The sequence below is a fragment of the Pseudomonas sp. EA_65y_Pfl2_P78 genome (assembly GCF_963970495.1).
Classification (GTDB): domain Bacteria; phylum Pseudomonadota; class Gammaproteobacteria; order Pseudomonadales; family Pseudomonadaceae; genus Aquipseudomonas; species Aquipseudomonas baetica_A.
This window is the reverse complement of record NZ_CAXAON010000007.1, coordinates 60281-87131: the sequence shown is the minus strand read 5'-3', so window position 1 is coordinate 87131 and position 26851 is coordinate 60281. Positions and strand designations below refer to the sequence as shown.

At 60.5% G+C, this 26851-nt stretch carries 23 protein-coding genes; 17 read left to right on the top strand and 6 right to left on the bottom strand.

Annotation, left to right across the window (positions count from 1 at the left end; genetic code table 11):
• Positions 1-95: 95 nt before the first annotated feature.
• Positions 96-1280 carry a delta-9 fatty acid desaturase DesA gene (gene desA / locus AACY02_RS08830; protein WP_339431606.1) on the bottom strand — a complete coding sequence of 395 codons (1185 nt, stop codon included), beginning with the start codon at positions 1278-1280 and terminating at the stop codon, positions 96-98.
• A gap of 146 nt (positions 1281-1426) precedes the next feature.
• Here desA and dibA point away from each other — a divergent pair, with 146 nt between their 5' ends.
• The 6 genes from dibA to AACY02_RS08800 all read left to right on the top strand — a co-directional run bounded on the left by dibA (position 1427) and on the right by AACY02_RS08800 (position 7542).
• The gene (gene dibA, locus AACY02_RS08825; RefSeq protein WP_339431605.1) at positions 1427-3346 is read left to right on the top strand and encodes a phosphodiesterase DibA; all 1920 of its coding nucleotides are present in this window, start codon (positions 1427-1429) and stop codon (positions 3344-3346) included.
• A 163-nt stretch (positions 3347-3509) separates the two neighbouring features.
• Positions 3510-3692: a sulfur starvation response protein OscA gene (oscA, locus tag AACY02_RS08820; protein ID WP_041477433.1), complete on the top strand. Its 183-nt coding sequence runs from the start codon at positions 3510-3512 to the stop codon at positions 3690-3692.
• A 75-nt stretch (positions 3693-3767) separates the two neighbouring features.
• Positions 3768-4781: a sulfate ABC transporter substrate-binding protein gene (locus AACY02_RS08815; RefSeq protein ID WP_339431604.1), complete on the top strand. Its 1014-nt coding sequence runs from the start codon at positions 3768-3770 to the stop codon at positions 4779-4781.
• 64 nt (positions 4782-4845) lie between these two features.
• Positions 4846-5664 carry a sulfate ABC transporter permease subunit CysT gene (gene cysT, locus AACY02_RS08810; protein ID WP_221730987.1) on the top strand — a complete coding sequence of 273 codons (819 nt, stop codon included), beginning with the start codon at positions 4846-4848 and terminating at the stop codon, positions 5662-5664.
• Positions 5665-5676: 12 nt separating this feature from the next.
• Positions 5677-6549, top strand: coding sequence for a sulfate ABC transporter permease subunit CysW (gene cysW / locus AACY02_RS08805; RefSeq protein ID WP_339431603.1), 873 nt, complete (start codon positions 5677-5679; stop codon positions 6547-6549).
• Between the two features lie 3 nt (positions 6550-6552).
• Entirely contained in the window at positions 6553-7542 is a 990-nt protein-coding gene (locus AACY02_RS08800) for a sulfate/molybdate ABC transporter ATP-binding protein (protein ID WP_339431602.1), read from the top strand.
• A 95-nt stretch (positions 7543-7637) separates the two neighbouring features.
• Here AACY02_RS08800 and AACY02_RS08795 read toward each other — a convergent pair whose 3' ends face one another.
• Positions 7638-8162, bottom strand: a complete 525-nt coding sequence (locus tag AACY02_RS08795; RefSeq protein ID WP_339431601.1) for an Mpo1 family 2-hydroxy fatty acid dioxygenase — start codon at positions 8160-8162, stop codon at positions 7638-7640.
• Between the two features lie 82 nt (positions 8163-8244).
• On the opposite strand from AACY02_RS08795, the gene AACY02_RS08790 reads away from it, so the two are divergent.
• Positions 8245-8922, top strand: coding sequence for a Crp/Fnr family transcriptional regulator (locus AACY02_RS08790; protein WP_339431600.1), 678 nt, complete (start codon positions 8245-8247; stop codon positions 8920-8922).
• 43 nt (positions 8923-8965) lie between these two features.
• Here the strand turns inward: AACY02_RS08790 and uraH are convergent, their stop codons facing one another.
• A complete protein-coding gene (gene uraH / locus AACY02_RS08785) occupies positions 8966-9376 on the bottom strand; it encodes a hydroxyisourate hydrolase (RefSeq protein WP_339431599.1) in 411 nt (136 codons plus the stop codon).
• A gap of 11 nt (positions 9377-9387) precedes the next feature.
• Complete coding sequence (locus tag AACY02_RS08780) at positions 9388-9873, bottom strand: GlcG/HbpS family heme-binding protein (protein WP_339431598.1); 486 nt, start codon at positions 9871-9873, stop codon at positions 9388-9390.
• Between the two features lie 136 nt (positions 9874-10009).
• On the opposite strand from AACY02_RS08780, the gene AACY02_RS08775 reads away from it, so the two are divergent.
• Together AACY02_RS08775 and AACY02_RS08770 are read left to right on the top strand one after the other, a co-directional pair.
• Entirely contained in the window at positions 10010-10690 is a 681-nt protein-coding gene (locus tag AACY02_RS08775) for a heavy metal response regulator transcription factor (protein WP_339431597.1), read from the top strand.
• Positions 10680-12065: a heavy metal sensor histidine kinase gene (locus AACY02_RS08770; protein ID WP_339431596.1), complete on the top strand. Its 1386-nt coding sequence runs from the start codon at positions 10680-10682 to the stop codon at positions 12063-12065. The genes AACY02_RS08775 and AACY02_RS08770 overlap by 11 nt, the downstream gene beginning before the upstream one ends.
• A gap of 57 nt (positions 12066-12122) precedes the next feature.
• Here AACY02_RS08770 and AACY02_RS08765 read toward each other — a convergent pair whose 3' ends face one another.
• Positions 12123-13127, bottom strand: a complete 1005-nt coding sequence (locus AACY02_RS08765) for an AraC family transcriptional regulator (protein WP_339431595.1) — start codon at positions 13125-13127, stop codon at positions 12123-12125.
• Between the two features lie 100 nt (positions 13128-13227).
• On the opposite strand from AACY02_RS08765, the gene AACY02_RS08760 reads away from it, so the two are divergent.
• From AACY02_RS08760 to AACY02_RS08745, 4 genes are all read left to right on the top strand, one after another.
• Positions 13228-14298 (top strand): fatty acid desaturase, encoded by a 1071-nt coding sequence (locus tag AACY02_RS08760; RefSeq protein ID WP_339431594.1) that lies wholly within the window; start codon positions 13228-13230, stop codon positions 14296-14298.
• Positions 14299-15036: 738 nt separating this feature from the next.
• Positions 15037-15618 carry an alpha/beta hydrolase gene (locus AACY02_RS08755; protein ID WP_339431593.1) on the top strand — a complete coding sequence of 194 codons (582 nt, stop codon included), beginning with the start codon at positions 15037-15039 and terminating at the stop codon, positions 15616-15618.
• Between the two features lie 56 nt (positions 15619-15674).
• Positions 15675-16607: a sigma 54-interacting transcriptional regulator gene (locus tag AACY02_RS08750; RefSeq protein WP_339431592.1), complete on the top strand. Its 933-nt coding sequence runs from the start codon at positions 15675-15677 to the stop codon at positions 16605-16607.
• Between the two features lie 168 nt (positions 16608-16775).
• Positions 16776-17573 (top strand): MetQ/NlpA family ABC transporter substrate-binding protein, encoded by a 798-nt coding sequence (locus AACY02_RS08745; RefSeq protein ID WP_339431591.1) that lies wholly within the window; start codon positions 16776-16778, stop codon positions 17571-17573.
• 395 nt (positions 17574-17968) lie between these two features.
• Here the strand turns inward: AACY02_RS08745 and AACY02_RS08740 are convergent, their stop codons facing one another.
• Positions 17969-19129: an AAA family ATPase gene (locus AACY02_RS08740; RefSeq protein ID WP_339431590.1), complete on the bottom strand. Its 1161-nt coding sequence runs from the start codon at positions 19127-19129 to the stop codon at positions 17969-17971.
• Positions 19130-19282: 153 nt separating this feature from the next.
• On the opposite strand from AACY02_RS08740, the gene AACY02_RS08735 reads away from it, so the two are divergent.
• The 4 genes from AACY02_RS08735 to AACY02_RS08720 all read left to right on the top strand — a co-directional run bounded on the left by AACY02_RS08735 (position 19283) and on the right by AACY02_RS08720 (position 26851).
• A complete protein-coding gene (locus AACY02_RS08735) occupies positions 19283-20386 on the top strand; it encodes an efflux RND transporter periplasmic adaptor subunit (RefSeq protein ID WP_339431589.1) in 1104 nt (367 codons plus the stop codon).
• Complete coding sequence (locus tag AACY02_RS08730; protein WP_339431588.1) at positions 20383-21447, top strand: efflux RND transporter periplasmic adaptor subunit; 1065 nt, start codon at positions 20383-20385, stop codon at positions 21445-21447. The genes AACY02_RS08735 and AACY02_RS08730 overlap by 4 nt, the downstream gene beginning before the upstream one ends.
• The gene (locus AACY02_RS08725; protein WP_339431587.1) at positions 21444-24509 is read left to right on the top strand and encodes an efflux RND transporter permease subunit; all 3066 of its coding nucleotides are present in this window, start codon (positions 21444-21446) and stop codon (positions 24507-24509) included. The genes AACY02_RS08730 and AACY02_RS08725 overlap by 4 nt, the downstream gene beginning before the upstream one ends.
• Before the next feature lie 89 nt (positions 24510-24598).
• On the top strand, positions 24599-26851 hold the full coding sequence (locus tag AACY02_RS08720; RefSeq protein ID WP_339431586.1) for a glycoside hydrolase: 2253 nt from the start codon (positions 24599-24601) through the stop codon (positions 26849-26851).

The following is a 26851-nucleotide window of genomic DNA, read 5'->3' as shown; positions in this document are numbered from 1 at the left end:
GGCCCGCCGGGGTGGCGAAGTGTCTTTGAGATAGGGGATTGCGGGCTAAGTTCCGATGGGTGCGCCCGGGAGTCCGGACGCACCGATCAACGGTCTCAGACCGCTGCAGGGCGCAGCGAGTAGGTTTTCAACTGGTCGGCGAATTCGCGCAGGGAATGTATGCCACTGGCCTCGGCCTCGTGAATCCATTCCTTGATGGCGGCGAGCATGTCGTGGCCATTTGCACTGGTCTTGACCCAGATCTGTTGCAGGGCCAGACGTTTTTCGTAAATTACCTTCAGTGCCTGGCTGTGCTCGAGCATGGTCTGGATACGCAGGTGATGACGATCTTCCAGCAGGCTGGTTTCCCGCGAGAGCAGACGCTTGGCGCGGTGGAACTGGTGACGCACCGAATGATCGACCTTGGCCAGCTCTTGCTTGACCAGCGGGCCGATGACCAGCTTGCGGTACTGGGCCATGATCTGGAAGCGGTTGTTGAGGATCGCCATGGCGGTGTCCATGTCCAGGTTGCCCTTGCCTTCGACACGGTGAGCAATCGGCGCGACACGTTGCACCTTGGCCAGACGCAGGAAGCTGAAGACTTTGATCCAGGCCCAACCGAGGTCGAACTCCCACTTCTTCACCGACAGCTTGGCCGAGTTGGGGTAGGTGTGATGGTTGTTATGCAGTTCTTCGCCGCCGATCAGGATGCCCCACGGCACCAGATTGGTCGCCGCGTCGCGGCATTCGAAGTTGCGGTAGCCGACGGCATGGCCCAGGCCGTTGATCACGCCGGCAGCCCACACCGGGATCCACATCATCTGGATCGCCCAGATGGTGATGCCGATGGTGCCGAACAGCAGCAGGTCGATGACGCCCATGATGGCCACGCCCAGCAGCGGATAGCGGCTGTAGACGTTGCGTTCGATCCAGTCTTCGGGGCAGTTTTTGCCGTAGATGCGCAGGGTCTCGGGGTTTTGCGCTTCGGCGCGGTACAGTTCGGCGCCGGTGCGCAGCACAGTGGACAGACCTTTGATGACCGGGCTGTGCGGGTCCTCTTCGGTTTCGCATTTGGCGTGGTGTTTGCGGTGGATGGCGGTCCATTCGCGGGTGTTCTGCGCTGTGGTCAGCCACAGCCAGAAGCGGAAAAAGTGTTTGAGCCCGGCATTCAGCTCCAGCGAGCGATGGGCGGAGTAACGGTGCAGATAGACCGTGACGGCGACAATTGTCACATGGGTCATGAGCAGGGTGACGGCGACCAGTGACCAGGCCGACAAACCAAGAAAACCTTCGTACCACATAGGCTATAGGGCCCTCGATAAAGATAAAAACAGCCGTTGCATTATCACCAAGCACACAGATAAAACCAGTCACCCTTTCAGATAAGAGTCGCTGGATGTTTCTTGACCTATAATCCCAACCTTTTTGTAGGGACATGGACGGCCGAATGTCAGCCACTTATCGCGATGCCTTGCGTGCAGCGCTGCTCTATCTTGTAGTTGCAGTCGTCTGGCTGCAGGGGGCTGGTTATTTATTAAACAGTTTCTTCGATAACGCCGTCGATCTTGCCCGTTGGCAACTGATCAACGGTTATGTATTGGCGGCGTTCAGTGCCGGGCTGATCTTTCTGGCGCGGGCGCGTTTGTGTGCGTTTCTGGGGATTGGCGCGCGTTTGCGCGAGCGGCATGCTGATCGCGAACGCCTGCGGCAGGCGGCGGCTGTGTTCGATTGCACGCGTGAAGGCGTACTGGTCACCAACCATCGTGGGCTGATCGTGCACGTCAATCGTGCGTTCATCGAGATCACTGGTTACCAAGGCGAGGAAGTTCTGGGTCAGCAGCCAAGCCTGTTCAAGTCTGGCCATCATCCGCCGGGTTTCTATCAGGCGATGTTCGCCACGCTGGCGTCGCAGGGCGAGTGGAGCGGTGAGATCTGGAACCGCCGTAAAAGCGGCGAAATTTATCCTCAGTGGCAAACCATCCGCGTCATACACGATGATCAGGGGCGCCTTAGTCACTATGTGGCGGTGTTCTCCGACATCAGTGCGATCAAGCACTCCGAGCATGAACTCAAGCACCTCGCTCACCACGATCCGCTGACCGATCTGCCCAATCGCCTGCTGTTCAGCGACCGCGCCGAGCAGGCGCTGGCCTCGGCGCAGCTCCAAAAACGCGGCTGCGCCCTGCTGATGCTCGATCTGGATCACTTCAAGATGATCAACGACAGCCTCGGTCACAACGTCGGTGATCGACTGCTCAAGGCCGTGGCTGCGCGGTTGCAGGACTTGTTCGGTCCCGGCATCACTCTGGCGCGACTCGGAGGCGATGAATTCGCGGTGCTGGCCGAGTGTTGTCCACAACTGGTGCAGGCAGCGGCGTTGGCCCGGCGCATTCTCGACGCGCTCAAAGAGCCGTTTTGTATCGAAGGTCATGAGTTGTTCATCAATGCCAGTGTCGGCATCAGCCTGTTTCCCAGCGATGCGCTGAGCGCCGAACAACTGCTGCGCAATGCCGATGCTGCGCTGTTCAAGGCCAAGAGCAACGGGCGCAACGGTTACGCCTTGTACACCGAAGAGCTGACGGCCCATGCCCAGCGACGGGTCGAAATCGCTTTCGAATTGCGCCGAGCGCTGGAGCAGCAGGAGCTGCGGGTCTACTACCAACCGGTGCATGACCTGAAAACCGGGCGCCTGATCGGCGTTGAAGCCTTGGTGCGTTGGCAGCATCCGCAGCGCGGCCTGGTGTCGCCGGCCGAATTCATCCCGATTGCCGAGCGCACCGGGTTGATCGCCGAGATCGACGCGTGGGTCATGCAGCAGGCTTGCCGGCAAATGTGCCAATGGCTGAAAGCCGGGGTGTTGCTGGCGTTTGTGGCGGTGAATGTCTCGTCGCGGCTGTTTGCTCGACGCGAGTTGTATCAACAGGTGGCGCAGGTGCTGCACGACACTGGGCTGGATCCGGCCTATCTGGAACTGGAGGTCACCGAAAGTGCGGTGATGGACGACCCGGAAGTGGCGCTGGAGCAGATGCATCGCTTGCGCGAATTGGGCATTCGTTTGGCCATTGATGATTTCGGCACTGGCTATTCATCGCTGCTGCGGCTCAAGCGCTTGCCGGTGCAGAAACTCAAGATCGATCAGGGGTTCGTCGCCGGATTGCCCGGGGACGAACATGATGTGGCGATTGTCCGGGTGATCATCGCGCTGGCCCGCAGCATGGGCATGCAGGTGCATGCCGAGGGCATCGAACAGGTTGAGCAGGCGGCGTTTCTGTTGGAGCAGGAGTGCAATCTGGGGCAGGGGTACTGGTTTGGACGGCCGGTACCGGCGCCGGAGATCGATTGGTCGCGAGCGCCATTGATCGATTGAAGATCAACAGATCGCAACCCCTTGTCCGTATAGATAATTCTTTTCGGTTATATAAAAATTCTTAAATAGTATTTTTAAGAATAACAGTGCCTCTCTTATATTGCTCCCACGCCAACGCAGTGCCCTCCGCTGCCAGGCCAATCCCCTTCAAAGGAGCAGCACCATGAGCGCATCCCTGCGTAGCGTTGACGGTCAGGACGAAGCCACCATTTTGCGTGAGATCCAGAGTGCCCTGCGCGACCTGCGCTTTGGCGCAGTGGAGATCACTGTGCACAACGCGCAAGTGGTCCAGATCGAGCGCAAAGAGAAATTCCGCTTGCAGCAGCCGGGCAAGCAACCGGGCTAAAAGATCCCGACCGGCAACTCGATTGCAGATATTCATAAGAAAAAGCCATCACCCAGAATTCCAGGAGCTTTCACCATGTCGTCGATTCGCCGTTACGCGTTGGCCGCCGTGGCCAGTGCTGCGTTTGCCGGTTGCGCGGTTGCCAAGGATTACGAACTGCTCAACGTGTCGTATGACCCGACGCGTGAGCTGTATCAGGACTACAACGCCGAATTCATCCAGTTCTGGCAGCAAGGACATGCCGGCGACACGGTGAGAATCCAGCAATCCCACGGCGGCTCGGGCAAGCAGGCCCGTGGGGTGATCGACGGTCTGCGTGCCGACGTCGTGACCCTGGCCCTGGCCGGTGACATCGACGAAATCGCCAAACTCGGCAAAACCCTGCCGGCCGACTGGCACAAGCGCCTGCCGCAGGCGAGCACGCCGTACACCTCGACCATCGTGTTCCTGGTGCGCAAGGGCAATCCCAAAGGCATCAAGGACTGGGGTGATCTGGTCAAGAACGACGTCTCGGTGATCACTCCGAACCCGAAAACTTCCGGCGGTGCGCGCTGGAACTTCCTCGCCGCCTGGGCCTACGGCCTGAAAGCCAATGGCGGTGATGAAGCCAAAGCCAAGGAGTACGTACAGACCCTGTTCAAGCATGTGCCGATTCTCGATACCGGCGCTCGCGGCTCGACCATTACCTTCGTCAACAACGGTCAGGGTGATGTGTTGCTGGCCTGGGAAAACGAAGCGTTCCTGGCGCTGAAAGAAGACGGCGGCACGGACAAGTTCGACATCGTCGTGCCTTCACTCTCGATCCTCGCTGAACCGCCCGTGGCCGTAGTCGACAAGAACGCCGAGAAGAAGGGCAATGCGCAGATCGCCGAAGCCTATCTCAAACACCTGTACAGCCCGGCCGGCCAGGAAATCGCCGCGAAGAACTTCTACCGTCCGCGTGACAAGGCTGTCGCCGCCAGATATGCCCAGCAGTTCCCGACACTGGAACTGGTGACCATCGACAAGGACTTCGGCGGCTGGAAAGCCGCACAGCCGAAATTCTTCAACGACGGTGGCGTGTTCGACCAGATTTATCAGGCGCAGTAATCTGACTTCAGCCACACCACGAGCCTGATGCGTTCAGCGGAAGGCTTTTTAACCAAGGACTTTTATGTCGCGTCGTATCTCCCCCGTCATACCCGGCTTCGGGCTGACGCTGGGTTACACCTTGGTGTACCTCAGCCTGATTGTGCTCATCCCGCTGGCGGCGATGTTCGTCCACGCCGCGCAACTCACCTGGGATCAGTTCTGGACGATCATCTCCGCGCCGCGTGTGCTGGCCGCCCTGAAGCTGAGCTTCGGTACCGCGCTGTGTGCCGCGATCATCAACGGCATCATCGGCACGCTGCTGGCCTGGGTGCTGGTGCGCTACACCTTCCCGGGGCGCAAGGTCATCGACGCGATGATCGATCTGCCATTCGCCCTGCCGACGGCGGTGGCGGGTATCGCCTTGACTGCGCTGTACGCGCCGACCGGTCTGGTCGGGCAGTTCGCCACAGACCTGGGTTTCAAGATCGCCTACACCCCGCTGGGCATCACCCTGGCGCTGACCTTCGTGACCCTGCCGTTCGTGGTGCGCACGGTGCAACCGGTGCTGGCCGACATTCCCCGTGAAGTCGAAGAAGCTGCTGCGTGTCTGGGAGCGAAGCCGTTGCAGGTGTTCCGTTACATTCTGGTGCCGGCGCTGCTGCCCGCCTGGCTCACCGGTTTTGCCCTGGCTTTTGCCCGTGGCGTCGGCGAGTACGGTTCGGTGATTTTCATCGCCGGCAACATGCCGATGAAAACCGAGATTTTGCCGCTGCTGATCATGGTCAAACTCGACCAGTACGATTACACCGGCGCCACCGCCATCGGCGTTTTGATGCTGGTGGTGTCCTTTGTCCTGTTGCTGCTGATCAACTTGCTGCAGCGGCGCATCGAAACCCCATAAGGAGGCGCGAACATGTCCCAATCGTCTATTGCCGCCGCCTCTTCGGCCAACGCAGCGCGCCGTGGCAGTGCCACTTCGCGCAGAATCCTGATCGGCCTCGGCTGGCTGGTTTTCACGCTGTTTCTATTGTTGCCGCTGTTCATCGTGGTGTCCCAAGGCTTGAAGAATGGCCTTGGCGCATTCTTCACCGCGATCTTTGAACCGGATGCACTGTCGGCACTGAAGCTCACCGTGTTCGCCGTACTGATTTCGGTGCCGCTGAACCTGGTGTTCGGCGTCAGCGCGGCGTGGTGCGTGAGCAAGTACGCGTTCCGTGGAAAAAGCCTACTGGTGACGCTCATCGATCTGCCGTTCTCGGTGTCGCCGGTCATTGCCGGTCTGGTCTACGTGCTGATGTTCGGCGCTCAAGGCCTGTTCGGGCCGTGGCTGCAGGATCACGACATTCAGATCGTCTTTGCATTGCCGGGCATCGTGCTGGCGACGATTTTCGTCACCGTGCCGTTCGTGGCCCGTGAGCTGATTCCGTTGATGCAGGAACAAGGCACGCAGGAAGAGGAAGCCGCGCGTCTGCTCGGCGCCAATGGCTGGCAGATGTTCTGGCACGTCACGGTGCCCAACATCAAGTGGGGCCTGATCTATGGCGTGGTGTTGTGTACGGCGCGGGCCATGGGTGAGTTCGGTGCGGTGTCGGTGGTTTCCGGGCACATTCGCGGGGTGACCAACACCTTGCCGCTGCACGTCGAGATTCTCTACAACGAATACAACCATGTGGCCGCGTTCGCTGTGGCGAGCCTGTTGCTGATCCTGGCGCTCTTCATCCTGCTGGCCAAGCAGTGGAGCGAAAACCGTATCAACCGCCTGCGCGCCAGCGCCGCGGAGGAATAATTCATGTCGATCGAAGTGCGTAACGTCAGCAAGAATTTCAATGCGTTCAAGGCGCTGGACAACATCAGCCTGGACATTCAAAGCGGTGAACTGGTGGCGCTGCTCGGCCCATCCGGTTGTGGCAAAACCACCTTGCTGCGCATTATTGCCGGTCTGGAAACCCCGGATCAGGGCAACATCGTCTTTCACGGTGAAGACGTGTCCGGCCACGACGTGCGGGATCGCAACGTCGGTTTCGTGTTTCAGCATTACGCCTTGTTCCGCCACATGACGGTGTTCGACAACGTCGCGTTCGGCCTGCGCATGAAACCGAAAAACCAGCGCCCGAGCGAAAGCCAGATCGCGACCAAAGTTCATGAACTGCTGAACATGGTGCAACTGGATTGGTTGGCGGATCGTTACCCCGAGCAACTGTCCGGTGGTCAGCGTCAGCGCATTGCTCTGGCCCGTGCGTTGGCGGTGGAGCCCAAAGTGCTGTTGCTGGATGAGCCCTTCGGCGCCCTTGACGCCAAGGTGCGTAAAGAACTGCGCCGCTGGCTCGCGCGGCTCCACGAAGACATCAACCTGACCTCGGTGTTCGTGACTCACGACCAGGAAGAAGCGATGGAAGTCGCCGACCGCATCGTGGTGATGAACAAAGGCGTGATCGAGCAGATCGGCTCACCGGGCGACGTCTACGAAAACCCGGCCAGCGATTTCGTTTATCACTTCTTGGGTGATTCGAACCGTCTGCACTTGGGCGATGACAATCATGTGCTGTTCCGTCCCCATGAAGTGTCGCTGTCACGGCATGAGCTGGAGGATCATCACGCCGCCGAAGTCCGCGATATCCGGCCGTTGGGTGCGACCACGCGGGTGACGCTGAAGGTTGAGGGGCAGACAGATCTGATCGAAGCCGAAGTGGTGAAGGATCACGACAGCCTGACGGGGCTGGCCAAAGGGGAAACCCTGTTCTTCAAGCCGAAGGTCTGGCAGAAAATCGCCAGCCTCTAACGTCAAAAGCTTCGTCGCATCGCCGCCCGGAGCAAGCCCGCTCCCGCAGTGGGAACGCATTCCATTGTGGGAACGGGCTTGCTCGCGAAAGCGGTCTACACCGCCGCCCGATTCGGATTGACCCGCACCACCCCCGCTCGCGCCTCGATCTGCTCTTTCAGTTCATGGCGCATCCCGAGCATGAACGCCAGTTCGGCCACCACAAACAGCGGCCCGACAATCAGCCCCGAAATGTCATCGACAAACGCCGGTTTGCGGCCTTCGTAGTGATGGCCGACAAACTGGATCGCCCAGCCGATCACAAACATCGCCAAACCGCTGCTCAGCCAGACCAGGGTGCTCTGCTGCGCCAGCACGTGCCCGGCCCAGACCGAAAGGCCCATCAGCACCGTCATCAAAAAACCGAGCTTCACTTCCAGGCGCAGGTAAAACCACGCCGAAGCCAGCGCCACGAGAACGGCTGGCGATAGCCACAACACGCCCACCGACCACTCGGGGCGCGACAGCAAAACAGCCACGGCCACCACAATCAGCGGAATGCCGATAAAGTGGCTGGCGATGTTGCGCGGATCACGGTGGTAGGCGGCGTATTGACTCAGGTGATCGACGAGGCTTTTCATTGTTGTTCCTCCTGTAGGGTGATCGCATCATGCCCAGGGTTCAGCGTTGGTACTGTCAGGCAGGCGACAATCAGGAGTGTTCATGGATATGCGTTCACGGCTGCTGACCGGCCAGTGGTTCAGCCATCTGCCTGCGTCCTTTCAGGATAGTCTGCTGGCAGTGGCCCGGGAGCGGCGGCTGACGGCGGGGCAACGGCTGTTCCAGCGAGGTGATCCACCGTGCGGTTTGTACGCGGTGCTCGACGGTGCCGTGCGCATCGGTGCGGTCAGCGAGCAGGGCAAGGAGGCGTTGCTGAGTCTGGTGGAAGCGCCGCACTGGTTCGGCGAAATCTGCCTGTTCGATGGCCAGCCACGCACTCACGATGCTTATGCGGTCGGGCCGTGCACCCTGCTGAATATCCCGCCTGCCACGCTGCTGAAAATCCTCGACGAACAGCCGGTGTACTGGCGGCATCTGGCGCTGCTGATGAGCCATAAACTGCGTCTTGCTTTCATCAATCTCGAACAGCTGAGTCTGCTGCCGGCCCCGGCACGACTGGCGCATCGATTGCTGATGATCGCCGAGGGCTACGGCGAACTCGGTGCGCCGCGCCGGGTGCTGCAACTGCCGCAGGAGCAGTTGGCGTCGATGCTGTCGCTGTCACGGCAGACCACCAACCAGATTCTCAAGGACTTGCAGGGGCAGGGGATTATCGGCCTTGGGTATGGCGAAATCGAGATCCTCGACGCCAAGCGATTGCGCGCCCTCGCCGCGATCTAGCGGGCAACCGAGCCCGCTCCCACATTTTTGATCTGTGTTGATTTCAGGATCCGCGATAGGTCGAGAAGCCGTAAGGGCTCAGCAGCAGTGGGATGTGGTAATGCTGGTCCGTCTGCTTCACTTCGAAAATCACCGGAATCTCCGGGAAAAACGTCTCGCGTCTGGTTTGCTTGAAATAATCGCCGGTCTTGAACACCACGCGGTATTCACCGGCCTCAAAAGGCTGTTTGGCCGGGAACAGTTCGCCGATGCGTCCCTGTTCGTTGGTGGTGCCTTCGGCCAATGGTTGCCAGTTCTGGCCGACGTGTTTTTCCAGCGTCACGTTGACACCCGCTGAGGGCAGGCCGTTTTCCAGATTGAGTACGTGGACGCTCAGTGGGTTGCCAGCGGCCAACGCCAGGCTGGAAAACGCGCTGAGGCCGAGGGCGGCGAACGTCATGCGCAAAGTGGTCATGATGAAGCTCCTTATTGGGGGCGGGTAATGGACAGGCCGGCCTTGTCGGCGGCGCGGATTGCACAGGTTTCGTCTTGCTCGCCACCGCCGGAACCGGCCACGCCCATGGCGCCGACCAGTTCATCACCGGCGAACAGCGCAATGCCGCCGCCCAGTAGCAGCAGTTCGTCGAGGGTATTGAGATTGGCGGTTTGCGGGTTGCTGCGAGCGCGTTCAGCGAACAGCCGGGTTGGGGTTTTGGTCGACAGCGCCGTGTAGGCCTTGCGCTGGCTGGCAGCAGTGTTGTGTGGGCCGACGCCGTCGCCGCGCATCGTCACCAACAAGTTGCCGCCACGGTCGAGGACCGACACCGTGCCGGTGCAATTGCGCTGCGCCGTATCGGCCAGCAGGCGTGCGGTTTTCAGGTCGAGGTCGGCGTGACGCGGCAGTTCGGGGGCAGCGAAAACGCTGCCGCTGAGGCCGAGGGCCAGGCTGGCTACAAGGTATTTGAGGGTCATGGGCAGGCTCCGAAAGCGAAGGTCGCCACCTTATCCGTCCGTCTTCGTCAGAACCTCGTCAGTCTGATTACAAGTTTGTAATGGGCAACACCGCCGAAGGCGCCTAGCCTGTGTGCCTGATCAATCGAGGTGTGCCATGCGTTTGCTGGTCGTAGAAGATGAAGCCAAAACCGCGAACTTCCTCGCCAAGGGCCTGGGCGAGTCGGGATTTGCCGTGGACGTGGCGCTCAATGGCCTCGACGGGCGCTATTACATTGAGCAGCAGGAATATGACCTGATTATCCTGGACGTGATGCTGCCCGGCCTCAATGGCTGGCAATTGCTGCAACTGATCCGTCAGCGCGGTGCCACGCCGGTGTTGTTCCTCACCGCCAAGGACGCCATTGAAGACCGCGTGCGTGGCCTCGAACTGGGCGCCGACGACTACTTGCTCAAACCCTTCGCTTTCGCCGAACTGCTGGCGCGGGTGCGCACGCTGCTGCGACGCGGGCCGATGCGCGAAGCCGAGTCTTACAGCATTGCCGATCTGGAGATCGACGTCCTGCGCCGACGGGTCAGTCGGGGCGGCCAGCGTATCGCCCTGACCAACAAAGAATTCGCCCTGCTGCAACTGCTCGCCAGTCGCCAGGGCGAAGTGCTGTCGCGCACGCTGATCGCCTCGCAGGTGTGGAACCTGAATTTCGACAGCGACACCAACATGGTAGAAGTCGCGGTGCGTCGTCTGCGGGCGAAAGTCGATGATCCGTATATGCCGAAACTGATCCACACCGTGCGCGGGGTTGGCTATCAACTGGAAGCCCCTGACGATGCGCTCTAGGTCGATCGCCTGGCGTCTGGCGCTGGCGTTCGCCGTGGTCTGCGCGTTGGTGCTGAGCGCGATTGGCGTGTTCCTTTACCGCTCGCTCGCCGCGCAAATCGCCTACCGCGATGACTTGGCCTTGCTCGGGCGTCTTGAGCAAGTGCGCGCCTTGCTTGCCGACAGTGACAGCCTCGACGCTTTGCAGGCACGGCCGCGCCTGTACCAGAACATGCTCGGCAATCTCGATAGCCTCTTGCTGGTGCGCCGCGCCGATGGTGCGAACGTGATCGCCATCAACCCGCGTCACCGCGATTTGCCGCCGATCAACGCCATCGCCCGTGGGCAAACCCCGCAACGCCACGACGTGCTGACCTGGCAAGCACCGGACGGCGCCGAACTGGCCCTGCTGTCCGGCGAAGCGCAAGGGCCCAACGGCGAGTCGCTGACGGTGATCGCCGGTAAAGTGCTGAGTGAGCGCGAACAGATGCTCGCCAGCTATCGCTTGTGTTTGTATCTGGCGGTCGGCCTCGGTGCCGTGCTGGCCTTCGGTTTGGGATTGCTGTTGCTGCGCCGGGGCCTGCAACCGTTACGGCAATTGAGCGAAGCGTTACGCGGCATTGATCTGCGCAGCCTCGATCAACGTTTGCCCGTCGCCCGCACGCCCGCCGAACTGCTTGAGCCGGTACAGGCGCTCAACGGCATGCTGGCGCGTCTGGAGGACAGCGTGCAGCGCTTGTCGCAGTTTTCTGCCGATCTTGCCCACGAGATCCGCACACCGCTGCACACATTGCTGGCGAGCAACGGTCAGGCGCTGAATCACTCGCGCAGCGCATCGGAGTATCAGGACGTGCTGGCCTCGAACATGGAAGAGTTCGAACGGCTCAAACGCATGGCCGAAAACCTGATGTTCCTCGCCCGGGCCGAACAGGCCGAACGAGCGCTCGAGCGGCGTACGCTGGAGCTGCACGGCGTCGGCAGCGAACTGTGTGAATACTTCGAAGCCTTGGCCGATGACCGCCGCCTGCTGCTGGAAAACCAATTGCACGGCGAACTGCACGCCGATCAACAACTGCTGCAACGTGCCCTCGGCAACCTGCTGGCCAATGCGGTGCGCCACGCCGATCCCGGCACCGTCATCAGCCTGCGCCGTCGCGATGAGCCGGGCTGGTGCTGGTTACAGGTTCACAACCTGGGGCCGGCCATCGCCTCTGAGCATCTGGGCAAACTGTTCGACCGCTTCTACCGCGTTGACCCGGCCCGCGCCGAGCCGGGTGATTCGGGCGGATTAGGGCTGGCGATTGTGCAATCGATCATGCAATTGCATGGCGGCCAGGTGCGGGTCAGTAGTGATGCGACGGGCACGGTGTTTGAGCTGGGCTTTGTGGTGATCTGACTGACGCCTTCGCGGGCTTGCCCGCGAAGAGGCCAGTGAATCCAATAAAAATATCGCTCAGCGCAACCCATCCCGAAACTGCCCCGGCGTCAGCCCCGTCCAGCGCTTGAACGCGCGGCTGAAGCTGCTGGTGTCGGCGAAGCCGAGCAGGTAGCTGATCTCGCTCAATGAACACTGCGGATCACGCAAATGCTGCAGTGCAAGATTCTCGCGGCTCTCGTTGAGCAGCGTATCGAAGCGGCAACCCTCATCCGCCAGATGCCGTTGCAGGCTGCGCAAGCTCAGGTGCAAGGCCTGGGCGATGCGTTCGGCGCCGGGCTCGCCTTCGGGCAGTTGTTCTTCGATGGCGTCGCGCACCTTGCGCTCCCAGGTCAGCGGCTGAAGCTGGGCCATGGTGCGTTTGAGTACCGCTTCGTTGTGTTCGGCCAGTTCCGGGTTGGCGTCGTCCAGGTGGCTGTCGAAGTCGGCGAGGGCAAACTCCAGGCGATCTTCGGCGGATGAGAAATGCACGGGGGCGCGGAAGACTTTGTGCCATTGATGTGCGTCCGCCGGCTCCGGGCGGCGCAAGTACACCGCCAGCGGTGCATAGTCACGCCCCAGGCGATTGCGGCAGGTGCGCACATAGATGGCGGCAAACGCGTCGATGGCTTCGAAGGCCGGCGCGGGATTGCCTGGCGGGACTTTCAGGCGGAACAGATAGCGGTCGTCGCTGCGGCGCAGATCCAGTTCCAGCGCATCGCTGACCACCGGGTGATAGCGCACGATGCGTTCGAATACCTCGCGCAAACTGCCACTGGCGACCAGCGCATAACCGAGCGCGTGGAAGGTGGTCGGGCTGACGAACCGCGACACCCGCAAACCAATCGCCGGATCACCGCTGACCTGCACCGCGATCTCCCACAGGCTTGTGGTGCCGGACAGTGGGTAGCGCGCGTTGGGGTCGTCCATCAACTGTGGATCAAGCCCGGCCTGTTGGCACAGGTCAGCGCTGTCCAGCCCCAGCGCATCGAGTTGCTTGCGCAAGGCACGGGTCCAACTGGCGAGGGAGGTCGGTTCCTTCATGCTGATTGGCGCTTCCGGTCAACAGGTTGGCGTGCACGGCTACCACGTTCGCAATCGGCACAGGGCAGGATGCGAGTATCAATGACCAGAGGATGGAAGCATGGACGGTACTTCTGCAAGTCCCCAGCGACACAATGCAGCCCAGCGATCAGCGCATATTCGCCAAGTGGTGCTGGCCAAAGGCGTGGAACTGCGCGAGCGCTACCCGATTCTCAAGCATCAGGATGCACTTGGGGCGGGGATTCTGGCCTTTGCCCTGGTCGGGATGATCGGTTCGGCGGCGCTGTACATCAGTGGCTACATGGCCTGGTGGGTGTGCCTGCTACTCAATGCGTTTTTTGCCTCGCTCACCCATGAGCTTGAGCACGACCTGATCCACAGCATGTATTTCCGCAAACAGCGCGTACCGCACAACGTGATGATGGGTCTGGTGTGGATGGCGCGGCCGAGCACCATCAACCCATGGATTCGCCGACATCTGCACCTCAATCACCACAAAGTCTCCGGCACTGAGACCGACATGGAAGAGCGGGCGATCACCAATGGCGAGCCGTGGGGTTTTGCGCGGTTGCTGATGGTGGGCGACAACGTGATGTCGGCGATCATCCGCCTGCTGCGGGCGAAAACCTGGGCGCATAAATTCAGCATCCTCAAACGCACGCTGAAGGTCTACGCGCCGCTGGCGCTGGTGCATTGGGGCGCCTGGTATGTGTTTCTCGGCTTTCATGCGGCCAATGGCATCGCCTACCTGATGGGGTCGCCGATTGAATGGTCGGCGACCACGTTGTCCGTGATGCAGGTGATTGATATCGCCGCCGTGGTAATCATCGGCCCGAATGTATTGCGCACGTTTTGCCTGCACTTCATCAGTTCGAACATGCATTACTACGGGGATATCGAACCGGGCAATGTGCTGCAGCAATGTCAGGTGTTGAACCCATGGTGGTTGTGGCCGTTGCAGGCGTTCTGCTTCAACTTTGGCAGCAGTCACGGGATTCACCATTTTGTGGTGAAGGAGCCGTTCTACATTCGCCAGATGACCGTGCCAGTGGCGCACAAAGTGATGCGTGAGATGGGCGTGCGGTTCAATGATTTCGGAACGTTCGGGCGGGCCAATCGGTTTGTTCGCAAGGATGAGGTCGTGGTGTCGGGTGAGGCGGTGGAGGCCTGACGTTGCTGTTACCCACCCTCTCCCAGAGGGAGAGGGGACTGATCTTGTAAATCGGTCTGATTTGAGTGCGGATTACACCCAATCGTACTGCGGCGCGACAGGTTGAGACTCTCCTGAAGTGGGTAAAGATCAGTGTTTACTTGCCTTTGCTGGCTTCGAAGGCGCGCGCCGAGGTTGGTTTTAGAATCGATTTCGTACTGTACAAGTCGTGGTATGTTTGCGGTACGGGTTTTTTGCGGAGCAGGTGCAAACATCATGGTTTATCACGGTGCTCAACGATGAAGGCGATGACGCTGACTGGAGTGTAGACCGACTCTGAGTGTGGCCCGCAGATCCGTGCTGGCGGGGAGAGTGCGTCAATCAATAATGTAGATGTCGTCCAAAACGGCTCGGTCAAGGGACCAATCAAATTCAAGATTCATAAAACCGAAACCAAATTCGCGCGAAACGTTTATACGGTGGGGAGATGATGATGTGGCTGGCATCTGCACTTGGGCGACAGCGAAGTCGCCCGGGACGGGGATCACTCACTTATCGGTGATCACTGCGCGGTAAAAGAATTTTTGATTTTCCGGGGCCGTCTCCTTGGCAGGGTGCGGCCCTTTTTTATTTGCTCGCGCCGACCGGTTTTTTATTTGATATTCGATATGGGTATTAATAAATAGCTTCTTATTCCTTCGCGGGTATAAATCCCCTCCCTATACTCGGTCAGCAACAGACACGCAGGAGAACGCCCCCATGCACAACGAATCAATTCGCTACCTGATTGTGCCGGGCTGGCAAGGATCGCCAGAAGATCATTGGCAGACCCACTGGCAGAACAGCCTGCCCAACAGCGCACGGGTGGAGCAGACCGACTGGCTGACCCCGCGCCGCGAGGACTGGGTTGGCGCACTGGCCGAGGCGATTGCTGCCGACAGCACGCCCGTCATCCTCATCGCGCACAGCCTGGGCTGCATCACCGTTGCCCACTGGGCCGCCACTGCGCCGCTGCAATACCTGCTTCAGGTGCGCGGTGCGTTGCTGGTCGCCCCGGCCGATGTCGAGCGTGCGACCTGCGCGCCGGCGCTGCGTAACTTCGCGCCGATTCCGAGTGATCTGCTGCCGTTCCCAAGCCAGGTCGTCAGCTCCGACAACGACGCCGCCGTCAGTGCGCCACGAGCGCTGGAACTGGCGCGTAACTGGGGCGCCGAGGCGGGGATTCTCGCTGGCGCCGGGCATATCAATGTGAAATCCGGGCATCAGCGTTGGGAACAGGGTTTTGCCTATCTCTATCGCCTGCAAACCCGCATGGAACAAAACGCTCGACGTCGCGCCTGATTTTTCTGTTTCTTGCAACGCCCCCGTCTCCTGGCGGTTGTGGGCGGGAGTCAGTCATGAGTGTTGAAACGTTCGGTCAGCCATTGCTGACCTTTCCCGATGCGGAAAAAAGCCCCCTGAGCATTCGCGCCAAGGCGTTGGTGTTCGTCGATCCGCGCTCGCGGCAGTTGCGAGAAGAGTTGGAGCAACTGGCTTCGCGTTCGATTTCAGTATTGATTCGCGGTGAGACCGGAACGGGCAAGGAGTTGCTTGCCCGGCACATCCACCGCGCCAGTGATCGCAGCGGCTTGTTCGTGTCGGTCAATTGCGGCGCGATCAGCCCGACCTACGCCGATGCTGAACTGTTCGGCTACGCTGCCGGCAGTTACAGCGGTTCGGCCAGCAGTCGCGCAGGCTGGTTCGGTTCGGCCAATGGCGGCACCTTGTACCTCGATGAAATCGGCGACTTGCCGCTGCCGATCCAGATCAAATTGCTTGCCGCGCTGGAAACCCACGAAGTCACCCGCGTCGGTGCGCATCAGTCAGGCTCGGTGGATGTGCGTCTGGTGGCCGCGACCAGCATCGATCTGGCGCAAGCGGTGGACGCCGGGAAATTCCACGAACGGCTCTATCACTACCTCAGCGAGGGGCCGTTGGCATTGCCGGCGCTGCGCGAACGCATTGGCGACATTCTGCCGCTGGCTGAATATTTTCTCGGCATTTATAGCCAGCGACTGGGTCTGCCGGTGCCGTTGATCAGCGCAGCGGCGCAGCATGTACTTGAGCAACACAATTGGCCGGGCAACACCCGCGAGTTGGAAAACGTCATTCACTTTGCCTTGCTGGTGAGCACCGGCGACGAGATTTTGCCGCAGCACCTGAACCTGCCTGAGGCGTCTGGGCCGCAGCTTCAGATCGAACGGCTGGTGACGCACATCGACATTGGCGGCAGCGTGGCCGAGCGCAAGGCATTGAAAGAGTGGCTGATTAGCCTGAGTGAGAGGCTTTGAGCCGTGTAACTCTGTATGAACAAAATGGAATATGAAGCTGAATAAACGTTATTGTCCGGGAATAAAAAATCCCGGTATTGTCCGCTTCACGCCAGTGATAGCCCTTCACTGGCACCGCTATTAGATGCCGTCGTCGATGACGACCGTGATTTTCGATAAGGACACTGCATGAAAAAGGTTCTGTTGTTTACCGCATTGGCGGCTGCGCTGACGGCTTCCCTGGCCCAGGCCGGCGAGAAACTGGTGGTGGCGGCGACGCCGGTCCCACACGCTGAAATTCTTGAGCTGATCAAACCGACCCTCGCCAAAGAAGGCGTGGATCTGGAAATCAAAGTCTTCACCGACTACGTGCAGCCGAACGTGCAAGTGGGCGAGAAGCGCCTGGACGCCAACTACTTCCAGACCAAGCCTTATCTGGACAGCTTCAACGCCGGCAAATACAAGGACGACAAGTCCAAGTACCTGGTAACCGTGCAAGGTGTTCACGTTGAACCGTTCGGTGGCTACTCGAGCAAATACAAAACCCTGGCTGAACTGCCTGACGGCGCGACCATCGCCATCCCGAACGAAGGCAGCAACAGCGGCCGTGCGCTGATCCTGCTGCAGAAGGCTGGCCTGATCGAACTGAAAGACCCGAAAAACGCCCTGGCGACCCCAAAAGACATCGCCAAGAACCCGCATAACTTCAAGTTCAAGGAACTGGAGTCGGCCATGCTGCCGCGCGTTCTGAACGAAGTTGATCTGGACATGATCAATACCAACTACGCGTTGGAAGCCAAGTTGAACCCGACCAAGGACGCCCTGGTGATCGAAGGCGCCGACTCGCCTTACGTGAACTTCCTGGTGGCCCGTGAGGACAACAAGAACAGCGACGCCATCAAGAAACTGGCCGCTGCCCTGACCAGCCCGCAAGTCAAAGCGTTCATCGAGAAGAAGTACAACGGCGCGGTACTGCCGGCGTTCTGATTTGACGATTCGGCAAACCCTTTCCAGGTTTTGGATATGAAAACGCCGATGGCTGGAAATAGTCATCGGCGTTTTTGTGTGTGCTCAGTTTCCTCGCCCACCGAGAGAGGGCTGGGTGAGGTTGCTGTTGACCGTGATCTCAGACCGCCTGGGCCTTCAATGCCCTTCGCAACGCCACCAGCAATTTCACGATGTCCTGCGGATCCAGGCGCTGCGGCACTTTTAAGTCAGCCATATTCTCTTCCTTGTGATGGTTGGGCCGGGGGAGTCTGGCCAAAAGCTGTTCGTCCTTGGAGGCCTTTTTTGAAAAAAAGATCCTTCCTACAGCAAAAGGAAAAATAGCCTTGTTATTTGTTCTCCGCCAACACGTAAAACCGTTCGCGTGGGGATCAGCATCAGTCAGGCCAATTCCACGCCGGCTCATCCAGCACTCGCTGCCCGACAATCCCGGTCTGGCCCAGCGTCTTTTCCAGCACGATGCAGTTGCACTCCGGGTCTTGCTGCAACGCTGATATCAACCGCCGCGCATGGGACACCACCCATACCTGAGACTGCTCAGAGGCGCGGATAATCAAGCGTGCCAACGCCGGTAACAGATCCGGGTGCAGGCTGGTTTCCGGTTCGTTGAGCACCATCAGTGACGGCGGTCGCGGTGTCAGCAATGCCGCGACCAGCAGCAGATAGCGCAACGTTCCGTCCGACAACTCCGCCGCCGACAGCGGTCGCAACAACCCTTCCTGATAAAACTCGATGGCGAAACGTCCTCCCGCCAACGGAGCGATGTCGAGCCGTGCGCCGGGAAACGCATCGCTGATGGCGGTGCGCAGCGCTTCGGGATCACCGATTTCGACGATGGTCTGCAACGCCGCCGCCAGATCCCGGCCATCGTGATGCAACACCGGCGTGCGCGTGCCCAGTTGTGGCTGGCGCGCCGGGGCGTCGGCATCGCTGCGAAAGTGGTCATAAAAGCGCCAGCGCCGAATGAATTCGCGCATCTGGAACACTTCCGGTGAGCTGCGCAAGTTGCCGACCTGATCGAACAGGCTGTCGAAGTTCGGTGTGTGTTGCGCCAGCACGTCCCAGCGGCGGCCGTCGCGGGCGCGGATCATCGGGCCGTCGCGATCCACCAGCAGGCTGGCCGGGCGATACAGTGGCCCGGCCCAGATGCATTCCTTTTTGATTTCTGGATCAAGCGAGAAACAGGAGTGGGTCGGCGCAGGCAAGCCGAGGGCAATCGAATAACTGAAATCCTCCCCGGCAAAGCCCAGGCGCAGACGCTTCACGCCCTGGCGCACCGTCGGCTCGATCGCCACTTCGCCGTTGCGCATGCGCCGGCTGATGGTTTCCGGTCCGGCCCAGAAGGTTGAGTCCAGTCCGCCTTCGCGGGCCAGTGCGTTGACCACGCCACCCTGAGCGGTCTCCGCCAACAGGCGCAAGGCCCGATAGAGATTGGATTTGCCGCTGCCGTTGGGGCCAGTGATCAGGTTCAGACGGCCCAGCGGGATCACCAATTTATTGATTGAGCGGTAATTGGCCACCGCGAGGGTCTTGAGCATGGGGCTCCTCATTGATCGTTCCGGCGCTCGGCGTGGGAATGCCCCCGTGAACGACCGCAGGGAGTATAGGGATCGGGCATACAGACGCGGAACCCTGTTCTAAGCTCACAGTCGTATCGTCACTTGCACGTTCGTACACAGGAAGGAGTCTGCATGGCGAGTCCCGGATTGAAAACAGCAGTCATGCTGGGCCTGTTCACGTTGTTGACCGCTTGCGGCAAGAAAGAAGCGCCTGAGGACTACTTGCCACGGGTCTTTGTGCAAGTGGTGAAACCCGCCGAATACGCCGCCGCCGTGACCCTGACCGGTGACGTGCAGGCGCGGGTGCAGACCGAGTTGTCGTTCCGGGTCGGTGGCAAGATCATCCAGCGCATGGTCGATGTCGGTGACCGCGTCAGCGCCAGACAAGTGTTGGCCAAACTCGATCCCAAGGATTTGCAGACCAATGTCGACTCCGCCCAGGCGCAAGTGACCGCCGAACAGGCGCGGGTCAAGCAGACCGCGGCCGCGTTCGTGCGTCAGCAGAAACTGTTGCCCAAGGGTTACACCAGCCAGAGCGAATACGATTCCGCGCAGGCGGCATTGCGCAGTAGCCAAAGTGCGTTGAGCGCAGCGCAGGCGCAATTGGCCAATGCCAAAGATCAGCTCAGCTACACCTCATTGATTGCCGATGCACCGGGCATCATCACCGAGCGTCAGGCCGAAGTCGGCCAGGTGGTTCAGGCGACTGCGCCGATCTTCACGCTGGCCCGCGACGGTGCTCGTGATGCGGTGTTCAACGTGTACGAGTCGCTACTGGCCGAGCGCCCTTCGGATCGTTCGATTGTGGTCAGCCTGCTGGATAACCCGGCGATCAAAACCACCGGCACCGTGCGCGAAATTACGCCGGCGGTGTCGGCGCAGTCCGGCACGGTGCAGGTCAAAGTGACCCTCGACAGCCTGCCGCCGGGCATGCAACTCGGTTCGGTGGTCAGCGCTACTGCCAAGGGCAGTGGCACGTCGGCGGTGGAACTGCCGTGGTCGGCGCTGACGAAAAAAGTCAGTGAACCGGCGGTGTGGATGGTCGACGACCAAGGTGAAGCGCAATTGCACACGGTCACGGTCGGCCGATACCTGACCGGCAAAGTCATCATCAGCGACGGCCTCAAGGGCGGCGAGAAGGTCATTGTGGCCGGTGGGCAGTTGTTGCATCCGGGCATCAAAGTCGAGATTGCCGAAAACACTTACAAGGATCTGCAACCGGGAGCACAGCCATGAAACGTCTGGGGCTGTTGTTCATGGCGGTGTTGTTGGCCGCGTGCTCGAAAAGCGAGCCGCCGACGGAGCCGGTGCGTCCGGTGCTGTCGGTCAGGGTTCAAGCGCTGAACGAGGAGACCCTTGGGCGTTTTGCCGGCAGCATTCAGGCGCGTTACGAGAGCAACACCGGTTTTCGCGTGGGCGGGCGCATCGCCAGCCGTAACGTCGATGTCGGCGCCGAGGTTGAAAAGGGCACGCTGCTCGCCACCCTCGACCCCTCCGACCAGCAGAACCAATTGCGTTCAGCCCAGGGCGATCTGGCGCAGGTCCGGGCGCAATTGATCAACGCTCAGGCCAACGCCAGGCGTCAGCAAGCACTGTTTGATCGCGGGGTCGGTGCGCAAGCGCAACTGGACATCGCCAATACGGATCTGAAAACCACCCAGGCTTCGCTGGAGCAGGCGCAGGCGGCGGTCAATCAGAGCAAGGATCAACTTGGCTACACCCAGTTACGCGCCGATCACAAAGCCGTGGTCACCGCGTGGAACGCCGAGGCCGGGCAAGTGGTGACGGCCGGCCAGCAAGTGGTGACCCTGGCGCAGCCCGATATCAAGGAAGCGGTGATCGACCTGCCCGACACCCTGGTCGATCAGATCCCCCGCGACGTGGTGTTTCTGGTCGCTGCGCAACTCGACCCGAGCATCAACGCCACAGCGACCCTGCGCGAAATCGAGCCTCAGGCACAAAGCGCTACGCGCACCCGCCGCGCACGCTTGACCCTGGCCGATACCCCGAGCGGTTTGCGTCTCGGCACGGCGATCAGCGTGACCCTCAGCTCGGCGATCAAACCACGCATCGAATTGCCCGCCACGGCGATACAGGACGTCGATGGCCAATCGCGCGTCTGGGTGATCGACACCCAAAGCAAAACCGTCAGCCCTCGCGACGTTCGCGTGATCAGTCGCACCGACGGCACCGTGGTGCTGGCTGGCGGTGTGAAGAATGGTGAGCAGGTGGTCAGCGCCGGCGTCAACAGCCTCAAACCCGGACAATCCGTGAATCTTGACGAGGACAGTCAATGAAAGGCTCTTTCAACCTCTCCGAATGGGCCATCAAGCATCAGTCTTTCGTCTGGTATCTGATGTTCGTCGGATTACTCATGGGGGTGTTCTCGTACTTCAATCTGGGGCGTGAAGAAGACCCTTCGTTCACCATCAAGACCATGGTGATCCAGACCAAATGGCCGGGCGCGACCCAAGAGGAAACCCTCAAGCAGGTCACCGACCGCATCGAGAAAAAACTCGAAGAACTCGACTCCCTCGACTACGTGAAAAGCTACACGCGGCCGGGTGAATCAACGGTCTACGTGTACCTGCGCGACACCACCAGTGCCAAGGACATTCCGCAAATCTGGTACCAGGTGCGCAAGAAAGTCGACGATATTCGCGGCCAGTTTCCCAAAGGGATTCAAGGGCCTGGTTTCAACGATGAGTTCGGTGATGTCTACGGCTCGGTGTATGCGTTTACCACCGACGGCCTGACGATGCGCCAGTTGCGCGACTACGTGGAACAGGCCCGGGCGGAGATCCGTGATGTGCCGGGGCTGGGCAAGATCGAGATGGTCGGTCAGCAGGATGAAGTGATCTACCTGAACTTCTCCACGCGCAAACTGGCGGCGCTGGGCATCGATCAGCGTCAGGTTGTGCAAAGCCTGCAATCGCAAAACGCGGTGACCCCGGCAGGGGTGATCGAAGCCGGGCCGGAGCGGATTTCCGTGCGGACCTCGGGGCAGTTCGCCTCGGAGAAAGACCTGGCCGAGGTGAATCTCAAGCTCAATGACCGCTTCTACCGTCTGGCCGACATCGCCGACATCAGTCGCGGTTACGTCGACCCGGCCACGCCCGAGTTCCGCTTCAACGGCAAGCCGGCCATCGGGCTGGCCATTGCCATGCAGAAGGGCGGCAACGTTCAGGCCTTCGGCAAGGCCCTGCACGAGCGCATCGATCAGCTCACGGCAGACTTGCCGGTCGGTGTCGGCGTTCACACCGTGTCCGATCAGGCCGTGGTGGTGGAAGAGGCGGTCGGCGGTTTCACCAGCGCTTTGTTCGAAGCGGTGATCATCGTTTTGGTCGTGAGCTTCGTCAGCCTCGGCGTGCGCGCCGGTCTGGTGGTGGCGTGCTCGATTCCGCTGGTGCTGGCGATGGTGTTTGTGTTCATGGAATACAGCGGCATTACCATGCAGCGGATCTCCCTTGGCGCACTGATCATTGCCCTCGGCCTGCTGGTGGACGATGCGATGATCACCGTGGAGATGATGGTCACGCGCCTGGAGATGGGCGAGACCAAGGAGCAGGCCGCCACGTTCGCCTATACCTCGACGGCTTTCCCGATGCTCACCGGTACGCTGGTGACCGTGGCCGGGTTCGTGCCGATCGGTCTCAACGCCAGTTCGGCCGGTGAATACACCTTCACCCTGTTTGCGGTGATTGCGGTGGCGATGCTGGTGTCGTGGGTGGTGGCGGTGTTGTTTGCGCCGGTCATCGGTGTCCACATTCTCAGCGCCAATGTGAAACCCCATGAGGCCGAGCCCGGGCGTATCGGGCGGGCCTTCAACGGTGGTCTGCTGTGGTGCATGCGCAACCGCTGGTGGGCGATCGGCATCACCGTGCTGTTGTTCGCGCTGTCGGTGTTCTGCATGCGGTTTGTGCAGAACCAGTTCTTTCCCTCCTCGGATCGACCGGAAATTCTGGTCGACTTGAACCTGCCGCAGAACGCCTCGATCAACGAGACCCGCAAGGTCGTCGACAAACTGGAAGAAACCCTCAAGGGTGATCCGGACATCGTGCGCTGGAGCACTTATATCGGTCAGGGTGCGATCCGCTTCTATCTGCCGCTCGATCAGCAATTGCAAAACCCGTACTACGCACAACTGGTGATCGTCAGCAAAAATTTCGAATCACGCGAGGCCTTGAGTCAACGCTTGCGTGAGCGCTTGCGCAAAGATTTCGTCGGCATCGGCAGTTATGTCCAGGCACTGGAAATGGGCCCGCCGGTCGGGCGTCCGATCCAGTACCGGGTCAGCGGCAAAGACATCGATCAGGTGCGCAAGCACGCCATCGACCTGGCCACCGAACTGGACAAGAACGCGCACATCGGCGAGATCATCTATGACTGGAACGAGCCGGGCAAAGTCCTGCGCATCGACATCGCCCAGGACAAGGCCCGCCAACTCGGGCTGTCGTCCGAAGACGTGGCGAACGTGATGAACAGCATCGTCAGCGGCTCGCCATTGACCCAGGTCGATGATGATATCTACCTGATCAACGTCGTCGGTCGTGCGGTGGACTCCGAGCGGGGCACGCCAGAAACCCTGCAGAACCTGCAGATCGTCACGCCCAACGGCGCGTCGATTCCATTGCTGGCATTCGCCACGGTGCGTTATGAGCTGGAACAACCGCTGGTGTGGCGTCGCGACCGCTTGCCGACCATCACCATCAAGGCGTCGGTGCGCGACGAAATCCAGCCGACCGATCTGGTGAAACTGCTCAAACCGTCGATTGATGCCTTCGCCGACAAACTGCCGGTGGGCTACAAGGTCGCCACCGGCGGTACGGTCGAAGAAAGCGGCAAAGCTCAGGGGCCGATAGCCAAGGTTCTGCCGCTGATGCTGTTCCTGATGGCGACTTTCCTGATGATCCAGTTGCACAGCGTGCAGAAGATGTTTCTGGTGGCCAGTGTCGCGCCGCTTGGGCTGATCGGCGTGGTGCTGGCGCTGGTGCCGACCGGTACGCCGATGGGCTTCGTGGCGATCCTCGGGATTCTCGCGCTGATCGGCATCATCATCCGTAACTCGGTGATCCTCGTGACGCAAATCGATGAGTACGAGAGCAAAGGCTATGCGCCGTGGGATGCGGTGGTGGAGGCGACCGAGCATCGACGCCGGCCCATTCTGCTGACTGCGGCGGCGGCGAGCATGGGCATGATCCCGATCGCCCGGGAAGTGTTCTGGGGGCCGATGGCGTACGCGATGATCGGCGGGATCGTGGTGGCGACGCTGCTGACGCTGCTGTTCCTGCCGGCGCTGTATGTGGCCTGGTACAAGATTCGCGAGCCGAAGAAAGACGCTTCAACATCGGCCCGTTGAGGGCGCCTGTTACACCTTTGGGAACGGTCTGACTTACAACCATGATTTATTGCGTTACCGTCCCTCCTCCATTTGGAGGAGGACACCCGATGTCGACTGTCGCTTGCTGGCTGCGCCAACTGCTGTTGATGGCCGGCCTGTGCCTGTCGCCCTCATCGCTGGCCGAAACGCTGTTGGAAAACTCGCTGTGGCAGGTGCAGATCGACCCCGCGACGCTCGCGTTACGGGTCACCCCGGCCAACAGCGCGACCGTGCAGGCATCATCGGGGGGGCAAGCGCACAAGGTCAGCCAACTGGTCAGACGCGGCAATCGCCTCGATTGGCAATGGGACGATGGCGCCTGGTCGCTCAGCGTAGAACTCGATCAGCGTGACCTGTCCTTCTCGATCACCGCGCGCGACCCCGCCGAACTGGAGTTCCTGCGCCAACCCGGCAGCGCCATGGGCAAAGGCCTGATCTGGCCACTGGCCGAAGGACATTACGTGCCCCGGGCTGATCCGGTGTGGCGACAGTTTTTGCTGGGGCAGGGCGAATTCAACACGACCCAGGACCTGAGCCTGCCGCTGTGGGGCGTTGAGCATGATGGGTTCAGCCTCAACTGGTTGCTGACCAACCCCTACAACAATCAACTGCTGTTCAGCGCTGACGGCGACACGCTGGCGTTGGCGGCGCGGCACCAATTCACTGCACTCGCCCCTTCAACGCCGCTGACCTTCAGCCTGTACCTGGGCGCGGCCGAGCCGTTGGCGGGGGCCAAGCGCTACCGGCAATGGCTGATCGATAACGGGCGCTACGAAACCCTGAACAGCAAACTTGAGAAAACCCCGCAGGCCAGCAAGTTGTTGGGTGCCAGTCATGTCTACCTGTGGGGCAATGATCTGCTGGGGTCAAAGGATGTGCGTAACTGGCCGGCACTGCTTGGCCAGTTACGCGGCCAGGGCGAGCTCGCCAGCGCGCTGCGCGCCGGGATGGATCGTGAGGCATTGCAACTGCTCGCCACCCAAACGGTGGTCAACCGCTACCAGCAAACCGTCCTGTTGCGCGGTCTCAACCGTGCGCTGGCCACGCAGGCGCGCAAAACCTGGCAGGCCCGCGCGCAGCCCGACATGCAAGCGCTGGTCGACGGGTACGCTGCGCTGCGTGCGCAGTTGGCCACTGAGTTTGTTGACGCCTTGACGGACGATCCTAAGCGTTGGGGCAGTACCTTGTCGCTCGATACCATCAAAGGCTTGCAGAGTGCCGGGCTGACACGCCTGTGGCTGGGGCTCGGCGAAGGCTGGGAGGGTGGACTCTGGCATCCTGAGGCGGTTCGCGCTGGCGTGGCGGCGGGGTATCTGATGGCACCGTACGACTCCTACGAGACGGCGCTGAGCCGTGACGAGAACCCGGACTGGACGACGGCGCACCTGGGGGACAAAGCCAACGTGGACTGCGCCATCGTGCTGCAAAGCGGTGAGCCGAAAACCGGCTTTCAGCAGTCGGGCCATTACACCGATCCTCGTTGCGTGCGCCCGTTGCTGGAGCAGCGAGTCAAAGCGGTCAGCGCTGCCGCTGGTTTCAACAGCTGGTTCCTCGACGCCTATGCCACGGGCATGGTGTTCGACAGCTATCGGCCGGGCTCGACGATGACCCAGGCGCAAAACGCTGAAGGTAACGTCCAGGCATCACGCTGGATCAATGAAACGCTGCAACTGCCCAGCGGTTCCGAGGACGGCAACGCGACGACGGCGCAGGGCGTGTTGTTCGCCCATGGTATGCAGACGCCCGTGATCGGATGGGGTGATGTCGACATGAGCAAGAACCGCGACTCCGAATACTTCACGGGCCAATGGTATCCACCCGAGCAACCGGCGGTGTTCTTCAAACCGGTGCCGATTAAAGCGCCGTATCGACGCATTCACTTTGATCCGGCCAGCCGTTTGCCGCTGTACCAGGCGGTGTTTCACGGCTCGGTCATCACCACGCATCACTGGTTGTTCGACAGCCTGAAGCTGAGCAACGTACGGGTAGAAAACGAACTCACGCAGTTGCTCTACAACGTGCCGCCGCTGTATCACCTGAGTGCGGCGACGCTGGCGCAGCGCTTACCTTTGATTGCGCGGCAGGATGCGTTTTTCCGCCCGCTGCATGAGCGGCTGGCCACTCAGGCACTCACCGGTTTCCAATGGCTGAGCGAGGATCGGCAGGTGCAGCAGACTTCATTTGAAGACGGCACTCGACTGCTGGCCAATTTTGATCAGGCATCGCGTGAAGTGCAGGGGCAGACCTTGCCCGGCGAGAGCATCACGGTGTTGACGCCCGACGGCGCCGTCAGCCACTACCGGGTGCAGGCTGCTCCCTGA

Bases quoted from the DNA above. Each gene is read 5' to 3' on its own strand.
- desA (WP_339431606.1), bottom strand. From the start codon at position 1,280: ATGTGGTACGAAGGTTTTCTTGGTTTGTCGGCCTGGTCACTGGTCGCC.
- dibA (WP_339431605.1), top strand. From the start codon at position 1,427: ATGTCAGCCACTTATCGCGATGCCTTGCGTGCAGCGCTGCTCTATCTT.
- oscA (WP_041477433.1), top strand. From the start codon at position 3,510: ATGAGCGCATCCCTGCGTAGCGTTGACGGTCAGGACGAAGCCACCATT.
- AACY02_RS08815 (WP_339431604.1), top strand. From the start codon at position 3,768: ATGTCGTCGATTCGCCGTTACGCGTTGGCCGCCGTGGCCAGTGCTGCG.
- cysT (WP_221730987.1), top strand. From the start codon at position 4,846: ATGTCGCGTCGTATCTCCCCCGTCATACCCGGCTTCGGGCTGACGCTG.
- cysW (WP_339431603.1), top strand. From the start codon at position 5,677: ATGTCCCAATCGTCTATTGCCGCCGCCTCTTCGGCCAACGCAGCGCGC.
- AACY02_RS08800 (WP_339431602.1), top strand. From the start codon at position 6,553: ATGTCGATCGAAGTGCGTAACGTCAGCAAGAATTTCAATGCGTTCAAG.
- AACY02_RS08795 (WP_339431601.1), bottom strand. From the start codon at position 8,162: ATGAAAAGCCTCGTCGATCACCTGAGTCAATACGCCGCCTACCACCGT.
- AACY02_RS08790 (WP_339431600.1), top strand. From the start codon at position 8,245: ATGGATATGCGTTCACGGCTGCTGACCGGCCAGTGGTTCAGCCATCTG.
- uraH (WP_339431599.1), bottom strand. From the start codon at position 9,376: ATGACCACTTTGCGCATGACGTTCGCCGCCCTCGGCCTCAGCGCGTTT.
- AACY02_RS08780 (WP_339431598.1), bottom strand. From the start codon at position 9,873: ATGACCCTCAAATACCTTGTAGCCAGCCTGGCCCTCGGCCTCAGCGGC.
- AACY02_RS08775 (WP_339431597.1), top strand. From the start codon at position 10,010: ATGCGTTTGCTGGTCGTAGAAGATGAAGCCAAAACCGCGAACTTCCTC.
- AACY02_RS08770 (WP_339431596.1), top strand. From the start codon at position 10,680: ATGCGCTCTAGGTCGATCGCCTGGCGTCTGGCGCTGGCGTTCGCCGTG.
- AACY02_RS08765 (WP_339431595.1), bottom strand. From the start codon at position 13,127: ATGAAGGAACCGACCTCCCTCGCCAGTTGGACCCGTGCCTTGCGCAAG.
- AACY02_RS08760 (WP_339431594.1), top strand. From the start codon at position 13,228: ATGGACGGTACTTCTGCAAGTCCCCAGCGACACAATGCAGCCCAGCGA.
- AACY02_RS08755 (WP_339431593.1), top strand. From the start codon at position 15,037: ATGCACAACGAATCAATTCGCTACCTGATTGTGCCGGGCTGGCAAGGA.
- AACY02_RS08750 (WP_339431592.1), top strand. From the start codon at position 15,675: ATGAGTGTTGAAACGTTCGGTCAGCCATTGCTGACCTTTCCCGATGCG.
- AACY02_RS08745 (WP_339431591.1), top strand. From the start codon at position 16,776: ATGAAAAAGGTTCTGTTGTTTACCGCATTGGCGGCTGCGCTGACGGCT.
- AACY02_RS08740 (WP_339431590.1), bottom strand. From the start codon at position 19,129: ATGCTCAAGACCCTCGCGGTGGCCAATTACCGCTCAATCAATAAATTG.
- AACY02_RS08735 (WP_339431589.1), top strand. From the start codon at position 19,283: ATGGCGAGTCCCGGATTGAAAACAGCAGTCATGCTGGGCCTGTTCACG.
- AACY02_RS08730 (WP_339431588.1), top strand. From the start codon at position 20,383: ATGAAACGTCTGGGGCTGTTGTTCATGGCGGTGTTGTTGGCCGCGTGC.
- AACY02_RS08725 (WP_339431587.1), top strand. From the start codon at position 21,444: ATGAAAGGCTCTTTCAACCTCTCCGAATGGGCCATCAAGCATCAGTCT.
- AACY02_RS08720 (WP_339431586.1), top strand. From the start codon at position 24,599: ATGTCGACTGTCGCTTGCTGGCTGCGCCAACTGCTGTTGATGGCCGGC.